Origin of the sequence: Roseovarius sp. (assembly GCF_048262375.1) — a bacterium.
GTDB lineage: Bacteria > Pseudomonadota > Alphaproteobacteria > Rhodobacterales > Rhodobacteraceae > Roseovarius.
In genome coordinates, this window is the sequence record NZ_JBLXFE010000018.1 from 1 (window position 1) to 20971 (window position 20971).

At 58.7% G+C, this 20971-nt stretch carries 15 protein-coding genes and 1 tRNA gene; 13 read left to right on the forward strand and 3 right to left on the reverse strand.

Annotation, left to right across the window (positions count from 1 at the left end; all coding sequences use genetic code 11):
* The 13 genes from ACN0SW_RS15935 to rpoC form a co-directional block, all read left to right on the forward strand.
* Positions 1-77 (forward strand): hypothetical protein (locus ACN0SW_RS15935; protein ID WP_219435318.1); only part of this gene is annotated, 77 nt, incomplete at its 5' end.
* A gap of 72 nt (positions 78-149) precedes the next feature.
* On the forward strand, positions 150-1997 hold the full coding sequence (locus ACN0SW_RS15940; protein ID WP_417728918.1) for an ABC transporter ATP-binding protein: 1848 nt from the start codon (positions 150-152) through the stop codon (positions 1995-1997).
* 282 nt (positions 1998-2279) lie between these two features.
* Positions 2280-3518 carry a CoA transferase gene (locus tag ACN0SW_RS15945; protein ID WP_417728919.1) on the forward strand — a complete coding sequence of 413 codons (1239 nt, stop codon included), beginning with the start codon at positions 2280-2282 and terminating at the stop codon, positions 3516-3518.
* An 85-nt stretch (positions 3519-3603) separates the two neighbouring features.
* Positions 3604-3679, forward strand: a tRNA-Trp gene (locus tag ACN0SW_RS15950).
* Between the two features lie 380 nt (positions 3680-4059).
* Positions 4060-4644, forward strand: a complete 585-nt coding sequence (locus tag ACN0SW_RS15955) for a hypothetical protein (RefSeq protein WP_417728920.1) — start codon at positions 4060-4062, stop codon at positions 4642-4644.
* A gap of 97 nt (positions 4645-4741) precedes the next feature.
* Positions 4742-4939 (forward strand): preprotein translocase subunit SecE, encoded by a 198-nt coding sequence (gene secE, locus ACN0SW_RS15960; protein WP_417728921.1) that lies wholly within the window; start codon positions 4742-4744, stop codon positions 4937-4939.
* Between the two features lie 191 nt (positions 4940-5130).
* Positions 5131-5664: a transcription termination/antitermination protein NusG gene (gene nusG, locus ACN0SW_RS15965; protein ID WP_417728922.1), complete on the forward strand. Its 534-nt coding sequence runs from the start codon at positions 5131-5133 to the stop codon at positions 5662-5664.
* 141 nt (positions 5665-5805) lie between these two features.
* Complete coding sequence (rplK, locus tag ACN0SW_RS15970; RefSeq protein WP_417728923.1) at positions 5806-6231, forward strand: 50S ribosomal protein L11; 426 nt, start codon at positions 5806-5808, stop codon at positions 6229-6231.
* 1 nt (position 6232) lies between these two features.
* Positions 6233-6931, forward strand: a complete 699-nt coding sequence (rplA, locus tag ACN0SW_RS15975; RefSeq protein ID WP_417728924.1) for a 50S ribosomal protein L1 — start codon at positions 6233-6235, stop codon at positions 6929-6931.
* Positions 6932-7186: 255 nt separating this feature from the next.
* The gene (rplJ, locus tag ACN0SW_RS15980) at positions 7187-7705 is read left to right on the forward strand and encodes a 50S ribosomal protein L10 (RefSeq protein ID WP_417728925.1); all 519 of its coding nucleotides are present in this window, start codon (positions 7187-7189) and stop codon (positions 7703-7705) included.
* Between the two features lie 75 nt (positions 7706-7780).
* On the forward strand, positions 7781-8161 hold the full coding sequence (gene rplL, locus ACN0SW_RS15985) for a 50S ribosomal protein L7/L12 (RefSeq protein WP_009818152.1): 381 nt from the start codon (positions 7781-7783) through the stop codon (positions 8159-8161).
* Between the two features lie 242 nt (positions 8162-8403).
* Complete coding sequence (gene rpoB / locus ACN0SW_RS15990) at positions 8404-12540, forward strand: DNA-directed RNA polymerase subunit beta (RefSeq protein WP_417728926.1); 4137 nt, start codon at positions 8404-8406, stop codon at positions 12538-12540.
* A gap of 97 nt (positions 12541-12637) precedes the next feature.
* On the forward strand, positions 12638-16885 hold the full coding sequence (rpoC, locus tag ACN0SW_RS15995; protein ID WP_417728927.1) for a DNA-directed RNA polymerase subunit beta': 4248 nt from the start codon (positions 12638-12640) through the stop codon (positions 16883-16885).
* 109 nt (positions 16886-16994) lie between these two features.
* Here the strand turns inward: rpoC and ACN0SW_RS16000 are convergent, their stop codons facing one another.
* Genes ACN0SW_RS16000 through ACN0SW_RS16010 form a run of 3 tightly spaced genes read right to left on the reverse strand, consistent with a single transcriptional unit; the run spans position 16995 to position 20828 of the window.
* Positions 16995-19019 carry a dipeptide ABC transporter ATP-binding protein gene (locus tag ACN0SW_RS16000; protein WP_417728928.1) on the reverse strand — a complete coding sequence of 675 codons (2025 nt, stop codon included), beginning with the start codon at positions 19017-19019 and terminating at the stop codon, positions 16995-16997.
* Position 19020: 1 nt separating this feature from the next.
* Positions 19021-19872, reverse strand: a complete 852-nt coding sequence (locus ACN0SW_RS16005; RefSeq protein WP_417728929.1) for an ABC transporter permease — start codon at positions 19870-19872, stop codon at positions 19021-19023.
* Positions 19869-20828: an ABC transporter permease gene (locus ACN0SW_RS16010; protein WP_417728930.1), complete on the reverse strand. Its 960-nt coding sequence runs from the start codon at positions 20826-20828 to the stop codon at positions 19869-19871. The genes ACN0SW_RS16005 and ACN0SW_RS16010 overlap by 4 nt, the downstream gene beginning before the upstream one ends.
* Positions 20829-20971 lie beyond the last annotated feature (143 nt).

The following is a 20971-nucleotide window of genomic DNA, read 5'->3' on the forward strand; positions in this document are numbered from 1 at the left end:
AAGACGGCCTGCGTTTCGCCATCCGCGAAGGTGGCCGCACCGTCGGCGCCGGCGTCGTGTCGAAAATCATCGAGTAAGGTCTGATCCGCTCTGACTGACAAGGGGGCGTGCGGGTCACTGCACGCCCCTTTTGCATTCCGGAGCCGGATATGAAGCGTATATTTTCCTATTTCGAGGCGCGGATTGACGCATATCCTGCGTCGCCACCCGACCAGCCGCCCGCGCGGTTCTGGCCCTTCCTGTGGCATTATGCGCGCCCTGTCGCACCTTGGCTTGTTGCCATGTCGGTGATTTCGGCGGTCTTTGCTGCGGTCGAAATCGTTCTGCTTGGCTATCTTGGCACGCTGGTCAACCGCATGGCGGATCTGGGGCCAGAGCGGTTTTTTGCGGCTGAGGCCATGCGGCTCGGTGGGATGGGTGTCTTGCTGCTCATCGTCTTGCCTTCGCTCAGCGTGATTGGCGCGCTCATCATGTATCAGGCCCTGATGGGCAATTTTCCGCAGCGCATCCGCTGGCAGGGGCATCGTTGGCTGTTGGGGCAGTCGATGAGCTATTTTCAGGAGGAGTTTGCAGGTCGGATCGCCACGCGGTTGATGCAGACAGCGCTTGCTGTGCGCGAGACGGTGATGAAGCTGATGGATGTGGCGGTCTATATTCTGGCCTATTTCATCGGCACATTGGTTTTGGCGGGCACGCAGGATATCCGGTTGGCCGCGCCCTTTGCCATATGGGCGCTGGCCTATGGCGCGATGCTTGGTGTTATCGTGCCGCGGCTGGGGCGGGTGGCGCAGGAACAGGCAAATGCGCGGGCTGATATGACGGGTCGGATCGTCGATAGCTATACCAATATCGCCACCGTCAAGCTCTTTAGCCATGCTGCCCGCGAAGAGGGCTATGCCCGTACCGGACTGGACGGATTCTTGCAGACGGTGCATCGGCAAATGCGACTGGTGGCGACGCAGGACATGTCGGTTAACTTTCTCAACGCGCTCCTGACTGCGGCGGTCACCGGGTTGGGCCTCTGGCTCTGGGGGCAGGGCCGGATTGATTTGGGGGCCTTGGCGGTGGCTATTCCGCTCGCGCTGCGGCTAGGCAACATGTCGCATTGGATCATGTGGGAGTTTGCCGCGCTCTTTGAGAATATTGGTACGGCGCGTGACGGTCTGGCCACTCTGGCCATGCCGCGCACGGTGCAAGACAGCCCGGACGCAAAGCCGCTGATGGTGAGCCGGGGGGACATCCGCTTTGAGGCGGTCCGTTTTGTCTATGAGCGTTCTGGTGTGCAAAAGGCACCGGTGATCGACGATCTCGATCTCACGCTGGCACCGGGCGAGAAGGTAGGCCTGGTCGGGCGCTCGGGCGCGGGAAAATCGACCCTCATCAACCTCTTACTGCGGTTTCATGACCTGAGTTCGGGGCGTATCCTGATAGATGGGCAGGATATTTCGCAGGTCACTCAGGACAGTCTGCGCGCGGCCATTGGGGTGGTGACGCAGGATACGGCCCTGCTGCACCGGTCCGTGCGTGAGAATATCGCCTATGGCCGTCCCGATGCGACCGAGGCCGAGGTCATGGCCGCCGCCGATCTGGCCGAGGCGCGCGACTTTATCGCGGGGCTCGAGGATGCAATGGGGCGGCAGGGACTGACCGCGCAAGTCGGCGAGCGGGGTGTCAAGCTTTCGGGCGGGCAACGTCAGCGGATCGCAATTGCCCGCGCGGCGCTCAAGGATGCGCCGATCCTCGTGCTGGACGAGGCGACATCTGCGCTCGATTCCGAGGTGGAAGCGGCGATTCAAACACAGCTTTACCGGCTGATGCAGGGCAAGACTGTGATTGCCATCGCGCACCGCCTCTCGACCATCGCCGCGATGGACCGATTGATCGTGATGGACGGGGGGCGGATTGTAGAGCAAGGCACGCATGCCGCCCTTCTGGCGCAAGAGGGGCTTTATGCCCGGCTCTGGGCGCGTCAGTCGGGTGGTTTCCTGATGGATTGAGTTGGAAGGGCGCGGTGGGTCATTCTGTCGCGCCATTTCCACGTTGTGGAAACCTCTTTTCTGATGCGGCACAGACGCAGATGACGGCGGTCTTTGTTCTGAATTACCGATATAAATCAAGCCCTGCCATGGTGCCGCACCTGCGCAGAGTGCATTGCATGCCGTTGTATTCCGTTAAGTTATTGAAATATTGACTTTATTTAAGTCTCTGGCAGGCTGGTCCAATGCCGTATCCAAGCAAATACGGCGCGACGTTTACGACAGCCATCGGGAGGGCGCTGCATGGGCGGAATACTCAAGGGAATGCGCGTGGTTGAGGGATCGGCCTTTGTTGCGGTGCCGCTGGCGGGGATGACGCTCGCGCAGATGGGGGCTGAGGTGATCCGCTTCGACCGGATCGGCGGTGGTCTTGATGTAGGCCGCTGGCCACTGGCACCTTCGGGTCAGAGCCTGTTTTGGGCGGGGCTCAACAAGGGTAAGAAATCTATCGCCGTGGACATGAGCCGCCCCGAGGGACAAGAATTGGTGACGCGGGTCATCACCGCACCGGGCGAGGATTCGGGGCTCTTTCTGACCAATCTGCGGGTGCGTGGTTGGATGGATTATGAGACATTGAGCCAGCACCGTGCGGATCTGATCATGGTCACGCTAATGGGGGATCGGCATGGTCGACCGGCTGTGGATTACACGGTCAACCCGTCACTCGGGATTCCTGAGATGACAGGGCCGGTGGGCTGGCCAGAGCCGGTCGCGCATGCGCTCCCTGCATGGGATATCGCCGCAGGACATCTGGTGGTGTCCTCGCTCTTGGCCGCTGAGCGCGAGCGACTGCGCTGGGGCAGGGGACAAGAGGTGGAACTGTCACTCAAGGATGTGGCGGCGGCCACGATCGGGCATCTGGGCCTGATCGGAGACGCGGTGGTCAATAAGCAAGAGCGCGGCAAATCGGGCAATGCGCTCTATGGCGCATATGGCCAAGATTTTCTCTGCGCCTGTGGTCGGCGTGTGATGGTGATTGGTCTCACCCATCGGCAATGGCGCGGGTTGCTCAAGGTCACCGGCACCGGGGCGGCGATGGAGGCGCTTGCGGCGCGCTGCGGGCGTGATTTGAATGACGAGGGCACGCGCTGGCATTTGCGACGCGAGATCACGGCAATTCTGCGGCCTTGGTTTGCGGTGCGAGAGTTGAGCAGCTTTGCTGCGGATTTCGATGCGGCGGGCTTGACGTGGTCAGTATTCCGCTCAGTGCGCGAGGCGCTCGCAGAAGATTCCGACCTGAGTGAGGATAATCCGATGTTCAGGACATTGATGCAACCGGGCCTCGGGCGGTTTCCGGTGCCGGGGCATCCGGCGACCTTCTCGGCCCATGCCCGCGAGGATCCGCAGCCCGCCCCGCAACTTGGGGCACATACCGAGGAGGTTTTGAGTGACGTGGTCGGTCTGAGTGACACGGAAATCGCCGGTTTGTTCGATACCGGTGTCGTGCAAAGCCCGCGCTATGGGGCGCGCCCGGCCGCTTGAAAAGGAAATTGTGGATTTCCCTCCGAAATCCGACCAAGGGCGCTTGATTCCCGGTCCAAGCTGGCGTAATCCGGCGCTCGGCCTTAGGGGTATAGCTCAGCTGGTAGAGCGACGGTCTCCAAAACCGTAGGTCGCGGGTTCGAACCCTGCTGCCCCTGCCAATTTTCCAGAATAGACCGTCACGGGATGTTTGTTCTGTGAGCGAGCCTATAGAGCCTTTTGCCAGTCGAGAGAGATGTGGTTACCTCTTAAAGACGGCTACCTGCTTTTCTGGCGGATTGCTCTTGATCCGAGGCGACTGGCCCTAAGTCACCAAAGAGTGAAAAAATGAGTGTCGAGTCTTCTCTGCTCGGCCTGCGCGCCTTAAAAAAGCTCTAAATCAAGCTGAAATGCGGTTAAATTTAGACATGCCGTGTTTTCGACGCGAGCTTGCCATGTTTTTGCCTCAATCGCGCCGCATCACGACCATTAATCGGTTTTGACGTCCGGGGGGACAAGGGCCGATCCGCGTGGGGGCGTGGGCGAAATAGGGAAGACTGCCATGGAAACGCATTTGGCGCGGGTTCAAAGCCCGACAACGCATTTTTCACAACATAATACCGAATTTTCGGGCGAGGCAGCGCAAGATGCGGCATCGACCGAGCAAGCCGTAGAAAACGCAATTTTAACCATCCGAGAGATCCTGACCGAAGAGCGGCGCAAAACACGCCGCCACGCGCTCCCGGATCTTGCACCGCATGTGCCGGATGAGCACCTTGAGCCTGTTAAGTCCAAGCTATCTAGGCGGCGCATCGCGCTGTGGTCGCGGGTCAAGGCGCTGCATTTCCAATCCTTTACCTTAAATTTCCGCCATGCCAGATGGCTTGTCGTCTTTGCCTTGGTTTTGTGGCAACCGCTGCCGGTGCTCATTGCCATGTTCATCGGATTTTGGATGGTACTCTTTTCCTATGTGATCTTTGGGGCCCAACGCATGAAGCAGCTGCGCTCACAGCTTTTGCATCGCATTCCGCGCAGTTTTTCACTGCGCCGCGCCATCCCCGAACTGTGGCTTCGCCGGGAACCGGAGCCGGATATCTATTTGAACCGCCCCGATCCGTTCGACCGGATTGCGGTCAAGGCACGTTGAGAGATAAGGGCAGAAAGCTAAGAACCTTCTGCCCTTGAACTCGCGGGCCAGCACGCGTATGTCGCGCTGAGCATTGAAATCAGAGAAGACAGCGCAGATGGCACGCACGAATCCGCTTCAATTCATTCAGCAGGTCCGCTCGGAAGTGGCCAAGGTCGTCTGGCCAAGCCGCCGCGAGGTGGTGCTGACCACGGTCATGGTATTCATCATGGCTACGATCACGGCGATCTTCTTTGCACTGGTCGATCTTGGAATCCGCAGCGGTCTCCAAGGCGTGCTGAGCCTGTTCGGCTGAGCCGATCAAATTGTTGTCCAGGCTCTTGAATTCGCAGGCAATCAGGGGTAGTTGACCCCACACTCTGAAACATGGCGCGCGGCGATTCGTGTTGCGCGCCGATTTTTGTTTTAGATGGCGCAGGCCCAAGGGTCTGAAAGAATACGGAAATCCGGTCGTGGTATCGGTAAGAACAAAGGCATAGGTCGACGATGGCAAAGCGGTGGTACTCGGTCAGTGTTCTCTCGAATTTTGAGAAGAAGATTGCCGAGCAGATCAGACAATCTGCCGTTGAGAACGGCCTTGAGGATGAAATTGACGAGGTTCTGGTCCCCACAGAAGAGGTCATCGAGATCCGTCGTGGCAAGAAAGTGACTGCGGAGCGTCGTTTCATGCCCGGTTATGTGTTGGTGCATATGGAGATGTCTGATCGTGGTTATCACCTGATCAGTTCCATCAACCGCGTAACAGGATTTTTGGGACCGCAGGGGCGTCCGATGCCGATGCGGGACGCCGAGGTGAATGCGATTCTCAACCGTGTTCAGGAGGGCGAAGAGAGCCCGCGCACCCTGATCCACTTTGAGATTGGCGAGAAGGTCAAGGTTAACGACGGTCCGTTCGAGGATTTCGACGGCATGGTCGAGGAAGTGGATGAAGACAACCAGCGCCTCAAGGTGTCGGTGTCGATCTTTGGTCGGGAAACCCCGGTCGAACTGGAATTCACCCAGGTCACGAAACAGATGTGATCAGGGTTGTCCGGGGTCGCCTGAGGGCGGATCGGGCAAGAGCCGTGGGAGGCGAGGTGGCCGCGGCCACCAGACCGCACCACACAACAAGAGAGCCAGAGGGGCGCGCCCTAATGGTGTTGGACCAAAAGGAGAGGCCATATGGCCAAGAAACTTATCGGGACGCTCAAGCTGCAGGTGAAAGCCGGGCAAGCCAACCCCAGCCCACCCGTCGGCCCCGCATTGGGTCAGCGCGGTATCAACATCATGGAGTTCTGCAAGGCATTTAACGCCAAGACTGCAGACATGGAGCCGGGCGCACCATGCCCGACCGTGATTTCCTACTATCAGGACAAGTCGTTTGAGCTGGCAATCAAGACGCCGCCGGCGTCCTATTACCTGAAGAAAGCTGCCAAGCTTCCGTCCGGGTCCAAGACCCCTGGCCGTACCACTGCAGGCACTGTGACTATCGCGCAGGTGCGCGAGATTGCAGAGGCCAAGTGGAAAGACCTGAACGCGAACGACATCGACGCCGCCATGCAGATCATTCTGGGCAGCGCGCGTTCCATGGGCATCGAGGTGAAATAAGATGGCAAAGCTTGGAAAACGTACCCGTGCCCTGCGTGAAGCCTTTGATGGCAAGGATAACCTCAGCGTTGAGGATGCGATTGCCCTGATCAAGGGATGCGCTACCGCGAAGTTTGACGAAACCGTTGAAATTTCCATGAATCTCGGTGTTGATCCGCGTCATGCGGATCAGATGGTTCGTGGTGTGGTTGGCCTGCCCAACGGCACTGGTAAAACCGTGCGTGTTGCCGTGTTTGCCCGTGGTGCCAAGGCCGATGAGGCCCAGGCGGCTGGGGCTGACATCGTTGGCGCCGAGGATCTGATGGAAACCGTCCAGAGCGGCAAAATCGAATTTGACCGCTGCATCGCCACACCTGACATGATGCCCGTCGTGGGCCGTCTGGGTAAGGTGCTTGGTCCGCGCAACCTGATGCCAAACCCCAAGGTCGGTACTGTGACCATGGATGTGGCGCAGGCGGTCAAGGACGCCAAGGGTGGTCAGGTGCAGTTCAAGGCTGAAAAAGCTGGTGTTGTGCATGCCGGGATTGGCAAAGCGTCCTTTGACGCGGCTAAACTGGCCGAGAATGTGCGCGCCTTTGTCTCTGCCGTGCAACGTGCCAAGCCAGCCGGCGCCAAGGGCACCTATGTCAAGAAGATTTCGCTCTCGTCCACCATGGGTGCGGGTGTCAGCGTTGACGTGAACAGCGCAGTTGTCGAATAAGAATTTGCGCCCGGATCTTGTGATCCGGGGGTGAACGGCAGGGCCGCACAACGGCCCTGTCCTGTCCGAGACGGAGGGTTCTGGCATGCGCCAGAATAAATCCTTCCTGAGATGGGGAACGAGATGAGATTTCCAGCCGGGGACTAGCCCTCGGGTGATCTTGGCCTCGGGACCCGTGTTTTGGACCCGAACGCCGATCCTTCGGGAGAGGCAAAAACTGAGCCGGGGGGAGACCCCCAAATTTGGAGTGAAACTGTGGATAGAGCCCAGAAAGAGAAAGTGGTCGAGGAACTCGGCCAGATCTTTGAAAGCTCTGGCGTTGTAGTGGTCGCCCACTACGCGGGTCTTACAGTTGCCGAAATGCAGGATCTGCGTGCCCGCGCCCGTGCGGCAGAGGCATCAGTTCGTGTAGCCAAGAACAAGCTCGCCAAGATCGCCCTTGAGGGTAAGCCGTGCGCAAGCATTGCCAACTACCTCACGGGCATGACCGTGCTCACCTTCTCCGAAGACCCCGTGGCAGCAGCCAAGGTGGCCGAGGACTTTGCCAAGGCGAACAAAAAGTTCGAAATCCTTGGCGGTGCAATGGGTGGCACGGCTCTGAACCGGGCCGGTGTCGAAGCCGTGTCGAAAATGCCCTCGCGTGACGAGCTTATTGCTTCGATCGTGGGCTGTATCGGCGCACCTGCTTCGAATATCGCCGGTGCGATTGGCGCGCCTGCTTCGAATATCGCGGGCATCCTTTCGACGATCATCGAAAAGGCCGAGGCCGCGTAAGGCAAACTGTAATCACTGCGTAGGGGTTTACTTCCCGACGTTGGAACACATCTAGAGAACGGAAAGAGTCAAAAAATGGCTGATCTGAAGAAACTGGCAGAAGAGATCGTTGGTCTGACGCTTCTCGAAGCACAAGAACTGAAAACCATCCTCAAGGACGAGTATGGCATTGAGCCCGCAGCCGGTGGCGCGGTCATGATGGCAGGCCCGGCAGGCGATGCTGGCGGATCGGATGCTGAAGAGCAAACCGAATTCGACGTCATCCTCAAGTCGGCTGGCGCATCCAAGATCAACGTGATCAAGGAAGTGCGCGCTATCACCGGTCTGGGTCTGAAAGAGGCCAAGGATCTGGTCGATGCCGGCGGCAAAGCTGTCAAAGAGCAAGTGTCCAAGGACGAAGCAGACGACATCAAAGCCAAGCTCGAAGCAGCGGGCGCAGAAGTCGAAATCAAGTAATCCGTGCCGGGGCAACCCGGAGAGGATTTATCGGCTGGGTCCGGGGTTTCCCGGATCCGGCCAAACCTGTCTCAGAGAGGCCCTGCATCAATCGGGGCTTTTCTAAGGCGAGGTTTATACGATCGGGAGGCCATCATTGGGACGATGGCCATGAATGGATCAAACCCAGCCGTCTCGGATGGACGCGGTGCTGAGCCCCAACAGCGCGCGCGACCGGTGAGAAATGAAAGGTGACATCGACCATGGCTCAAAGCTATCTTGGCCAGAAACGTTTGCGCAAATATTATGGCAAAATCCGCGAAGTCTTGGAGATGCCGAACCTCATTGAGGTGCAAAAATCTTCGTATGATCTGTTTCTGAAATCCGGTGATCAACCCCAGCCGCAGGACGGCGAGGGGATCAAAGGCGTTTTCCAATCGGTTTTCCCGATCAAGGATTTCAACGAAACCAGCGTGTTGGAATTCGTCAGCTACGAGCTCGAAAAGCCGAAGTACGACGTTGAGGAATGCATGCAGCGCGATATGACCTATGCCGCGCCGCTCAAGGTCAAGCTGCGTCTCATCGTATTTGATGTCGACGAGGATACCGGCGCGAAATCCGTCAAAGACATCAAGGAGCAGGATGTATTCATGGGCGACATGCCCCTGATGACGCCCAATGGCACCTTTGTCGTGAATGGCACCGAGCGCGTAATCGTGTCCCAGATGCACCGCAGTCCCGGCGTGTTTTTTGACCATGACAAGGGCAAGACGCATTCTTCGGGCAAGCTTTTGTTCACCTGCCGGATCATCCCCTATCGCGGTTCGTGGCTCGATTTCGAATTCGACGCCAAGGATATTGTGTTCGCGCGGATCGACCGTCGCCGCAAACTGCCGGTGACGACGCTGCTTTATTCGCTTGGGCTTGACCAAGAAGGCATTATGAATGCCTATTACGACACCGTCGAGTTCAAGCTGAAGAAGAAAAAGGGTTGGGTCACCAAGTTCTTCCCTGAGCGGGTGCGTGGCACGCGTCCGACTTATGACCTGATCGACGCCAAAACTGGCGAAGTGATTTTTGAAGCGAGCAAGAAAATCACTCCGCGTGCAGTCAAGCAATTGATCGATGAGGGCACGGTTTCGGAATTGCTGGTGCCATTCGAACATATCGTTGGTAAATTCGTCGCGCGTGACATCATCGATGAGGAAACCGGCGCGATCTATGTCGAGGCGGGTGATGAGCTGACGCTGGAATATGGCAAGGATGGCGAGATTTCCGGCGGCAGTTTGCAGGATCTGCTGGATGCCGGGATCACCGACATTCCGGTACTGGACATCGACGGTATCAACGTTGGCGCTTATATCCGCAACACAATGGCCGCTGACAAGAACATGAACCGCGAGAGCGCGCTCATGGATATCTACCGTGTCATGCGTCCGGGTGAACCGCCGACCGAAGAGGCATCTGCCGCGCTGTTTGATACACTGTTCTTCGATTCTGAGCGTTATGATCTGTCGGCTGTTGGCCGGGTCAAGATGAACATGCGCCTCAACCTCGACAAGCCCGACACGCAGCGCACGCTGGACCGTGACGATATTGTGGCCTGCATCAAGGCCTTGGTTGAATTGCGCGACGGCAAAGGCGATATCGACGACATCGACCACCTCGGCAACCGTCGGGTGCGGTCGGTCGGCGAATTGATGGAGAACCAGTATCGCGTGGGCCTTTTGCGGATGGAACGCGCCATCAAAGAGCGTATGTCGTCTGTCGAGATCGACACGGTGATGCCGCAGGATCTCATCAACGCAAAACCGGCTGCGGCCGCAGTGCGCGAGTTCTTTGGCTCGTCTCAGCTCAGCCAGTTCATGGACCAGACCAACCCACTGTCGGAAGTTACCCACAAGCGCCGTCTTTCGGCGCTCGGGCCGGGCGGTCTTACGCGCGAACGTGCGGGCTTTGAGGTCCGTGACGTGCATCCCACCCACTATGGCCGGATGTGCCCGATTGAAACGCCGGAAGGCCCGAACATCGGTCTGATCAACAGCCTCGCCACCTTTGCGCGGGTCAATAAATATGGCTTTATCGAAACTCCATACCGCAAGGTGATCGACGGTCAGGTGACGGACGAAGTGCAATACATGTCCGCTACCGAGGAAATGCGTCACACAGTGGCGCAGGCCAACGCAAACCTCGACGAGGGTGGCCGCTTCGTCAACGATCTTGTCAGCACGCGTCAATCGGGCGAATACATGCTGGCTCCGCGCGAAAGCGTTGATCTGATCGACGTCAGCCCCAAGCAGCTTGTCTCGGTCGCAGCCTCACTCATTCCCTTCCTTGAGAATGACGACGCCAACCGCGCGCTGATGGGGTCGAACATGCAGCGTCAGGCCGTTCCGACGCTGCGTGCCGAAGCGCCGCTGGTGGGGACTGGGATTGAGGGCGTCGTGGCCCGCGATTCCGGCGCTGCGATCATGGCGCGCCGTGCGGGTGTGATCGACCAGGTCGACGCCCAGCGGATCGTGATCCGCGCCACGGCTGATCTGGAAATCGGCGATCCGGGCGTGGATATCTACCGCATGCGCAAGTTCCAGCGTTCGAACCAGAACAGCTGCATCAACCAGCAGCCGCTGGTCAAGGTGGGCGACACCGTTCAGAAGGGCGAGGTCATCGCCGATGGTCCCTGTACCGATATGGGCGAACTGGCGCTTGGCAAGAACGTGATCACGGCGTTTATGCCGTGGAACGGTTATAACTACGAAGACTCGATCCTGATCTCCGAGCGGATCGTGCGCGATGACGTCTTTACCTCGATCCATATCGAGGAATTCGAGGTCGCCGCCCGCGATACCAAACTCGGGCCGGAAGAAATCACTCGCGATATTCCCAACGTGGGTGAAGAGGCGCTGCGCAACCTCGACGAGGCGGGCATCGTCTATATTGGCGCCGATGTAGAGCCGGGCGATATCCTTGTGGGCAAGATCACCCCCAAGGGAGAGAGCCCGATGACGCCGGAGGAAAAACTCCTCCGCGCCATCTTTGGCGAAAAGGCGAGCGACGTGCGTGATACGTCCCTGCGCGTCAAGCCGGGGGATTATGGCACGGTCGTTGAAGTGCGCGTGTTCAACCGCCACGGCGTGGAGAAAGACGAGCGCGCGCTCCAAATCGAGCGTGAAGAGGTCGAGCGTCTGGCGCGGGACCGCGACGACGAGCTGGCGATCCTAGATCGTAACATCTATGCCCGTCTGCGCACGTTGATCATGGGCAAGGTTGCTGTCAAAGGGCCCAAGGGCGTCAAGGCCAATTCGGACATCACTGAAGAGCTGCTGTCGACGCTGACCAAAGGTCAGTGGTGGCAGCTTGCCCTCAAGGATGAGGCCGATGCCAAAATCGTCGAGGCGCTGCATGATCAGTATGAGGCGCAAAAGCGCACGCTGGATGCACGGTTCGAGGACAAGGTCGAGAAGGTGCGCCGTGGCGATGATCTGCCGCCGGGCGTGATGAAGATGGTCAAGGTCTTTATCGCGGTCAAGCGCAAGCTTCAGCCGGGTGACAAGATGGCCGGTCGTCACGGCAATAAGGGTGTGGTCTCCAAGGTGATCCCGATCGAGGACATGCCATTCCTCGCAGATGGGACGCCGGTTGATATCTGTCTCAATCCGCTCGGCGTGCCGTCGCGGATGAACGTGGGGCAGATTCTTGAAACCCACATGGGTTGGGCTGCCCGCTCTCTCGGTCTCAAGATCGACGAGGCGTTGCAGGAATATCGTCGCTCTGGCGATCTGACCCCGGTGCGCGAGGCAATGCGTATTGCTTACGGTGATGACGTCTATGCTGAAGGTATCGAAGGCATGGATGAAACCACGCTGGTTGAATCGGCCGGGACTGTCACGCGCGGCGTGCCCATTGCCACCCCGGTCTTTGACGGGGCGAAAGAGGCGGATGTCAACGATGCGCTCAAACGTGCCGGCTTTGACACAAGCGGTCAGTCGGTGCTCTTTGATGGGCGCACGGGTGAGCAATTCTCGCGTCCTGTGACTGTGGGCATCAAGTATCTCTTGAAGCTGCATCACCTTGTCGACGACAAGATCCACGCGCGTTCGACGGGACCTTACAGCCTTGTCACGCAACAGCCCTTGGGTGGTAAGGCGCAGTTCGGTGGTCAGCGTTTCGGGGAAATGGAGGTATGGGCGCTCGAAGCCTATGGTGCCGCCTATACCCTGCAAGAGATGCTGACGGTCAAGTCGGACGACGTAGCGGGCCGCACCAAGGTCTATGAGAGCATCGTCAAGGGCGAGGACAATTTCGAAGCCGGTATCCCGGAATCGTTCAACGTACTCGTCAAGGAAGTCCGGGGCCTTGGCCTCAACATGGAACTCCTGGACGCGGAGGAAGATGAGTAAGAGCGCGAGCCGGACCCTTTAAAAGGGTCCGGTCAGTTTTCTTTTCAAGAAAACGGCGTTTCACCTCTTTCCACTGCCAGCCTCTAAGGATTTGAAAATGAACCAGGAACTGACAAACAACCCGTTTAACCCGGTGGCCCCTGCCAAGGTGTTCGACGAAATCAAGGTCAGCCTTGCCAGCCCGGAGCGTATCCTCAGCTGGTCCTATGGCGAGATCAAGAAGCCGGAAACCATCAACTATCGGACCTTCAAGCCCGAGCGTGACGGTCTCTTCTGTGCGCGTATCTTTGGCCCGATCAAGGATTACGAATGCCTCTGCGGCAAATACAAGCGCATGAAATATCGCGGCGTTGTCTGCGAGAAATGCGGTGTGGAAGTTACGCTGCAAAAGGTCCGGCGCGAGCGTATGGGCCATATCGAACTGGCGGCACCTTGTGCCCATATCTGGTTCCTGAAATCGCTGCCGTCGCGCATCGGCCTCATGCTGGACATGACGCTGCGCGATCTGGAGCGGGTGCTCTATTTCGAGAACTATGTGGTGATCGAGCCCGGTCTGACCGATCTGACCTATGGCCAGATGCTGACCGAAGAAGAGTTCATGGATGCGCAGGATGCGTATGGCATGGATGCCTTTACCGCCAATATCGGCGCCGAGGCGATCCGCGAGATGCTCCAGAATATTGACCTTGAGAACGAGGCAGAGCAATTGCGCGCCGATCTCAAGGAAGCCACTGGCGAACTGAAGCCCAAGAAGATCATTAAGCGCCTCAAGGTGGTTGAATCCTTTATCGAATCCGGCAATCGCCCGGAATGGATGGTGATGACGGTAATTCCGGTTATCCCGCCAGAGCTGCGCCCGCTGGTGCCGCTGGATGGGGGCCGTTTTGCCACCTCTGACCTCAACGACCTTTATCGCCGGGTGATCAACCGCAACAACCGCCTCAAGCGTCTGATTGAACTGCGCGCACCCGATATCATCGTGCGTAACGAAAAGCGGATGTTGCAGGAATCGGTCGACGCCCTCTTTGACAACGGTCGTCGTGGGCGCGTCATCACCGGGGCCAACAAGCGCCCGCTGAAGTCGCTGTCTGACATGCTTAAGGGCAAGCAGGGCCGCTTCCGTCAAAACCTTTTGGGTAAGCGCGTCGACTTCTCGGGCCGTTCGGTGATTGTGACCGGTCCGGAACTGAAACTGCATCAGTGCGGCCTGCCCAAGAAGATGGCGCTCGAACTCTTTAAGCCGTTTATCTACTCGCGGCTTGAGGCCAAGGGGCTGTCGAGCACGGTAAAACAGGCCAAGAAGCTGGTTGAAAAAGAACGTCCCGAGGTTTGGGATATTCTGGACGAGGTGATCCGCGAGCATCCCGTGATGCTCAACCGTGCACCGACACTTCACCGCTTGGGTATTCAGGCGTTCGAACCGGTCCTGATCGAAGGCAAGGCAATTCAGCTTCACCCGCTGGTCTGTTCCGCCTTTAACGCTGACTTTGACGGTGACCAGATGGCCGTGCACGTCCCGCTGAGCCTTGAGGCCCAGTTGGAAGCGCGCGTGTTGATGATGTCTACCAACAACGTGCTTTCGCCTGCCAATGGTGCGCCCATTATCGTTCCGTCTCAGGATATGATCCTCGGCCTCTATTACGTTACGCTGCAGCGCGACGGGATGAAGGGTGAAGACATGGTGTTCTCCTCCTTGGGCGAAGTTCAGCATGCCTTGGATGCGGGTGAAGTGCATTTGCACGCCAAGATCACCGTCCGGGTGCCGCAGATTGACGAGCATGGCAACGAGGTCATGGTGCGCGTTGTGACGACTCCGGGTCGGGCTCGTCTGGGCGCGCTGCTGCCGCAGAATGCCAAGGCTCCGTTCAGTCTCGTGAACCGCCTGCTGCGCAAGAAAGAGGTGCAGCAGGTCATCGATACCGTTTATCGCTATTGCGGCCAAAAAGAGAGCGTCATTTTCTGCGATCAGATTATGACCCTCGGCTTCCGTGAGGCGTTCAAGGCCGGGATTTCGTTTGGCAAGGATGACATGGTCATTCCTGACAGCAAATGGGGTATCGTTGAAGAAACCCGCAGCCAGGTCAAAGGCTTTGAACAGCAGTACATGGACGGCTTGATCACCCAAGGTGAGAAATACAACAAGGTCGTCGATGCCTGGTCAAAGTGTAACGATCAAGTCACCGAAGCGATGATGTCCACCATCTCGGCGGAACTGCGCGATGAGAATGGCGCGGTACGCGAGCCCAACAGCGTCTACATGATGGCGCACTCGGGCGCGCGAGGCTCGGTCACGCAGATGAAGCAGTTGGGCGGCATGCGCGGCCTGATGGCGAAACCGAACGGCGACATCATTGAGACGCCGATCATCTCGAACTTCAAGGAAGGTCTGACCGTTCTTGAATACTTCAACTCGACTCACGGCGCCCGTAAGGGTCTGTCGGATACTGCTCTGAAGACCGCCAACTCGGGTTATCTGACCCGACGTCTGGTGGACGTGGCGCAGGACTGCATCGTGCGCGAGCATGATTGCGGCACTGAGCGTGCGGTTACGGTCGAAGCAGCCGTTAACGACGGCGAAGTCGTGGCATCGCTGGCAGAGCGTTGCCTTGGCCGTGTTGCTGCCGAGGATATTGTCGATCCGATCAGCGATGCGGTGCTGATCGCCAAGGGGCAACTCATCGACGAGCGGATGGCGGATTCGCTGGAAGAAGCTGCTGTGCAGACTGTGCGCCTGCGGTCGCCGCTGACGTGCGAGGCTGAAGACGGCGTCTGTGCCATGTGTTATGGGCGCGATCTGGCCCGTGGCACCATGGTCAACATCGGTGAAGCTGTCGGTATCATCGCGGCGCAATCGATTGGTGAGCCGGGTACCCAGCTGACGATGCGGACCTTCCACATCGGCGGCGTGGCACAGGGCGGTCAGCAGTCGTTCCTTGAAGCGAGCCAGGAGGGTACGATCACCTATGATCAGCCGCAGACCCTGGAAAACTCCAACGGCGAGACCCTCGTTATGGGCCGGAACATGAAGCTCCGGATCATCGGTGACAAAGGGGTTGAACTGGCCAGTCACAAGGTCGGCTATGGCACCAAGCTGTTTGTCAAAGAAGGCACCAAAGTCACGCGTGGGCAAAAACTCTTTGAGTGGGATCCCTACACCCTGCCGATTCTGGCCGAGAAATCCGGTAATGCGAAATTCGTGGACCTGACCTCGGGTGTGTCGGTGCGGGACGTGACCGATGAAGCCACTGGCATGACACAGAAGATTGTGACTGACTGGCGCGCGGCTCCGCGCGGCAACGAGCTCAAGCCTGAAGTGTTCATCGTTGGTGAGGACGGCGAGCCGATGCGCAATGATGCAGGCAACCCGGTTATCTATCCGATGTCCGTGGATGCCATCCTGTCGATTGAAGAAGGTCAACCGGTTCAGGCCGGTGACGTGATCGCGCGCATCCCGCGTGAGGGGGGCAAAACCAAGGACATCACCGGCGGTCTGCCGCGTGTGGCCGAACTCTTTGAGGCACGTCGTCCCAAGGATCACGCCATCATCGCGGAAATCGACGGCTATGTTCGCTATGGGCGCGACTACAAGAACAAGCGTCGCATTTCCATCGAACCCACCGACGACAGCCTTGAGCCGGTCGAGTATATGGTTCCCAAGGGCAAGCATATTCCGGTACAGGAAGGTGACTATGTCCAGAAGGGCGATTACATCATGGACGGCAACCCGGCGCCGCATGACATTCTCGCCATCATGGGCGTCGAGGCGTTGGCAAACTACATGATCGACGAGGTGCAGGAGGTCTACCGTCTGCAAGGCGTGAAGATTAACGACAAGCACATCGAGGTTATCGTGCGTCAGATGCTCCAGAAGTGGGAGATCCAAGACTCTGGCGACACGACGCTGCTCAAGGGCGAGCATGTCGACAAGATCGAGTTCGATGAAGCCAACGCCAAGGCTGAGGCCAAGGGGGGACGTCCCGCCACGGGCGAGCCGATCCTTCTGGGCATCACCAAGGCATCGCTTCAGACCCGATCCTTCATTTCGGCGGCATCGTTCCAAGAAACCACCCGCGTGCTCACCGAAGCCTCGGTTCAGGGCAAGCGCGATAAGCTGGTTGGTCTCAAGGAGAATGTTATCGTGGGCCGTCTGATCCCCGCTGGGACGGGTGGTGCGACGCAGGATATGCGTCGTATCGCGCAGGCGCGCGACAATATCGTGATCGAGGCACGTCAGGAAGAGGCGGCTGCCGCCGCTGCCTTGGCTGCCCCGGTGATCGATAACGATGTGATCGGTGGTGACGAGTTCGACAATTTCGTCGAGACCCCCGAGAGCCGCGATCAGTAAAGATCGCAGGACAGACTAGGAAGAGCCCGGCCATTTGGTCGGGCTTTTTCGTGCCGTGGTCCGCTTTCATCTAATGAAAGCGGATCGAAATCTTTTCAAGATTTCGGCTTTATCGATCTTGTGGGGCGTGCAATTCGGAGAGGGGAAGATGACAGCGGATCATGTGGCCGCGTCCGGCCTCTTGCGCGGGGGGCGTGTTGGTCTCGCAGATCTCGCCGCGTTTGACCGGGCAGCGGCGTTGGAACGGACAGCCCCGCGCAGGCGGTGACAACTCTGTCACGTCCTCAGCCAAGAGAAGGGGCGCATGGTCGGTGTCGGGCTCTAGCACTGCACCCAAAAGTGCCGTGGTATAGGGGTGGGACGGCTGCGCATAAACGGCCGCTGCTGGTCCAATTTCGCAAAGACGCCCCTGATACAGCACTGCCACCCGATCCGAAAGCGCACGCACCACTGTCAGATCATGGCTAACAAAGATAAAGGCGGTGCTGTGCAACCCCTTGAGATCGTTGAGCAGTTCAAGGACAGCCGCCTGCACGGAGACATCAAGCGCTGAGGTGATTTCGTCGCAAAGCACGATCTCGGGTTCGGCGGCAAAGGCCCGGGCCACCGCCACGCGCTGCTTCTCACCGCCCGAGAGTTGTCCCGGTCGGCGATCTAGATAATGGGCTCCGAGGCGCACGGTGTCGAGCAACTCGACGGTGCGGTCTCGCAAGGCCTTGTCCGTGAGGCCGAAGTAGAGCCGCAGTGGCTGTGCGAGAATTTCGCCAACCGACTGGCGGGGATTGAGGCTATCGTCAGGGTTTTGAAAGATCATCTGGATGCGCCGCAGTTGATCCGGGCGGCGCTGTTCGACCGCTGCGCTGAGCACAGTGCCGTCCCCCATAGTGATACGCCCGCTGGCAGGGGGTAAAAGCCCTGCAATTGCTTTAAGGATGGTGGATTTTCCGCTGCCAGATTCCCCCACCAACCCTAAGGTTTCGCCGCGCGTCAGGTGCAGGGTTATGCTGTCCACCGTCGCCGGTGGGCGGGAGGGCCGCCGGATCTGGGCAAAAGGGCCGGGATGGTCATAGCGGATTGTCACATCGTCGAGACCGAGCGCCAGCGGGCTGTTCGAACTGCAGCATTTGAGGGGTGAGCCTATGCCGCCCATGCTCATCGCGGACACTTGCGCGGGATAGTGGCATCGGGTCAGTTGCCCCGCCTCTCCGGTGACCATCATTGGATGGCTGGTTTTGCACTCTTCAGTTGCCATCCCGCATCGCGGTGCAAAGGCGCAGCCCTGCCGGCTGCTATCTGGTCCCGGTGGACGCCCTTCCAGCGCGCGAGGCAGGGTTTGGTCCCCCAATCGAGGAATCGAGGCTAAAAGGCCCCGCGCATAGGGGTGGGCGGGGCGTTTTAAGACCTCGCGCGTCGGGCCTGATAGCACGGTTTCGCCCGCGTAGAGCACCTGTACCCGGTCGCAGACCCGGGCGATGACGCCAAGATCATGGCTCACATAGACCATAGCCATGTTCCGCTCAGTCGCCAAATCACGAAGCAATTCAAGGATATGCGCCTGTGTGGTGACATCCAGTCCGGTGGTTGGTTCATCCAGCAAAAGCGCATCCGGTTCGCCCGCGAGGGCCATAGCGATAGCGACGCGCTGTTGCTGCCCACCTGACAACTCGTGTGGATAGCGACGCAGGATAGCTTTTGGGTCAGGCAGGCGGACTTGGGCCAGCAGGTCAATCGCGCGGGCAGCATGTGCGCCCTGTGGGAGCGAACAGTGCAGGTGGAGCGCCTCTTGGATCTGTCGTCCGATGCGCAGGGTCGGGGTTAATGCTTGGCCTGAGTTTTGCGGAATAAGGCCCAATTGTCCGCCCCGGATCTTGGAGAGTTCGCGTGGCGTGCGGGCGAACATGTCGGACCCGTCATAGATTACCTCGCCCGAGAGCTTTTGCAGCCCGTGCTTGAGATAACCCATTGCTGCCAAGGCAAGAGTGCTCTTGCCCGACCCGCTTTCCCCAACAATTCCAAGGCTTTCTCCCCGACAGACAGTCAGGTCGACCTCATGCAGGACGGGCAGGATTGCCCCGGAGCGACCGCGGAACCCGACGCAAAGTTTGCGGATGTCGATGAGGGGGGCGCGCGCCATGTTACACCACCGCCTTGCGGCTCTGGTCGAGCCCAAGCGTCTTGGCCAACGCATCCGCCGTGAGATTGATGCCGATGATCAGACTGGAAAGGGCCACAACCGGTGCGATGACGCCCCAAGGGGCCAACGACATATAGACCCGCGCATCCGAGACCATCAGCCCCCAGTCCGGGCGGGGGGGGGCCACACCAAAGCCCAGAAAGGACAAGGCGGAAAAGCCCAAGAGCATCCAGGACCAGCGCATCGCGCCCTCGACCAGCAGCGCGTCAGTCACGTTGGGCAGGAGTTCGCGACGGACGATTGACAGGGCACTGTGGCCACGGGCGCGGGCCGCAGAAATGAAGTCGCGCGCAACCACCTCATGTGTGGCGGCACGGGCGACGCGGATCACGGGAATCCCAAAGAAAAAGGCCAATGTCGGCATCAACACCTCGCCACCGCTGCCGAAAACGGTGATCAGTACCAGCAACGGAAGGATGCCCGGCAGGGCGAGGAACGCATCGACAAGGCGCAGGCTGATCTCATCCGCCCAGCCACCGCGCAGACCGAGATAAACCCCCAAGAGACCGCCCCAGATCATGGCGATGGGGGTGGCGATGCCGGTGACCAACAGGGCCTCTCGTCCGCCCAAGAGGACACGGGTCAGGACGTCGCGGCCCAGATGATCGGTGCCGAGCCAATGCTGGGACGAAGGTCCGATCAAGGTTTGGACCGCATCCATCTCTTTGTAATCAAAGGGAACTATCCAAGGGCTGATGAATGCCAGCAGAAGATGGCAGATGACGAGTGTCAACCCGATCGCCCCAGAAGGGCGCGACGCCATATCGCGCAGTGTGGCGGCGAGGCGGATCATCGTTGCCTCATGCGGTTGCTGCGCAGACGCGGATTCAGAGCGAGGCTGAGGATATCGGCGAGGAGGTTGATGGCGACATAAGTTGCGGCCACGATCATCGTGATTGCCTGCACCACGGGCAAATCCCGGCCTGAAATGGAATCGACCAGTAAGCGGCCAAGCCCCGGATAATTAAAGACAACTTCAACCACGACCACCCCGCCCAAGAGCCATGCGACGGTCAGGGCGATGATGTTGATGGCGGGCAAAAGGGCGTTGGGCAGGGCGTGGCGGAAGACGATTTGCCAGTAGGGGACGCCCTTGAGCGTGGCCATTTGGACATAATCGCTGGCCATGGCGTCAATCACCGACGAGCGCACCATGCGCATGATGTGAGCGACCATAAGCATCGTGAGGACCACTGCCGCGAGTATGAATTCTGGAAAGAATTCAAGGGGTTGCGCATCTGCCGGGGTCAGAACGATGGCCGGCACCCAGCCTAGCCAGATGGCAAAGATCAAAATCAAAATCGTGGCGGCGACGAATTCTGGGATGGTCATGGCAAGGATCGCGCCGGTCGAAAAGAGGATGTCGACCCAAGTGTCACGGCGCAATCCTGCGACCGTGCCAAGGAAAATTGACAAGGGAATTCCGACACTTAGCGCCCCTGCCGCCAACAGGAATGAGTTGCGGACACGGTAGCCGACCAGTTCGGTGATGCTTTCTTGACCATTTGCTGACAGACCGAAGTCGCCGTGCAGGGATGCGCCTGCCCAAGACAGGTAGCGGCTAAAGGCGGGTTCGTTTAACCCCATGATTTCACGACATTTTTGCAGGGCTTCGCCATGGGCGTCGCGTTCGAGGATGGCTGTGCAGGCATCGCCGGGTAGCGCCTCGACGCCGAGGAATATGATTACCGAGACCAGCCAAACTGTGACCAGTCCAAGCGTCAACCGCTTGAAAATCAAAGCAAACATATATCCTGTTCCCCTGAAACAGGTCACGGTCCCTTGCCTGTGCCTGAGGTGAGACTAGACCAGCCCCGGTGCCCGCGTCGAGCGTTTCTTGGCCCTTGAGAATGGTACAAAGTGTACCTGTTGTACGCAGTTTGTGTACGCGC

Excerpts from the sequence above, each read along its gene's own strand:
- nusG (WP_417728922.1), top strand. The coding sequence starts at position 5,131 with ATGGCAAAGCGGTGGTACTCGGTCAGTGTTCTCTCGAATTTTGAGAAG.
- rpoB (WP_417728926.1), top strand. The coding sequence starts at position 8,404 with ATGGCTCAAAGCTATCTTGGCCAGAAACGTTTGCGCAAATATTATGGC.
- rplA (WP_417728924.1), top strand. The coding sequence starts at position 6,233 with ATGGCAAAGCTTGGAAAACGTACCCGTGCCCTGCGTGAAGCCTTTGAT.
- secE (WP_417728921.1), top strand. The coding sequence starts at position 4,742 with ATGGCACGCACGAATCCGCTTCAATTCATTCAGCAGGTCCGCTCGGAA.
- ACN0SW_RS16010 (WP_417728930.1), bottom strand. The coding sequence starts at position 20,828 with ATGTTTGCTTTGATTTTCAAGCGGTTGACGCTTGGACTGGTCACAGTT.
- ACN0SW_RS16000 (WP_417728928.1), bottom strand. The coding sequence starts at position 19,019 with ATGGCGCGCGCCCCCCTCATCGACATCCGCAAACTTTGCGTCGGGTTC.
- rpoC (WP_417728927.1), top strand. The coding sequence starts at position 12,638 with ATGAACCAGGAACTGACAAACAACCCGTTTAACCCGGTGGCCCCTGCC.
- ACN0SW_RS15945 (WP_417728919.1), top strand. The coding sequence starts at position 2,280 with ATGGGCGGAATACTCAAGGGAATGCGCGTGGTTGAGGGATCGGCCTTT.
- rplL (WP_009818152.1), top strand. The coding sequence starts at position 7,781 with ATGGCTGATCTGAAGAAACTGGCAGAAGAGATCGTTGGTCTGACGCTT.
- ACN0SW_RS15940 (WP_417728918.1), top strand. The coding sequence starts at position 150 with ATGAAGCGTATATTTTCCTATTTCGAGGCGCGGATTGACGCATATCCT.
- ACN0SW_RS15955 (WP_417728920.1), top strand. The coding sequence starts at position 4,060 with ATGGAAACGCATTTGGCGCGGGTTCAAAGCCCGACAACGCATTTTTCA.
- rplK (WP_417728923.1), top strand. The coding sequence starts at position 5,806 with ATGGCCAAGAAACTTATCGGGACGCTCAAGCTGCAGGTGAAAGCCGGG.
- ACN0SW_RS16005 (WP_417728929.1), bottom strand. The coding sequence starts at position 19,872 with ATGATCCGCCTCGCCGCCACACTGCGCGATATGGCGTCGCGCCCTTCT.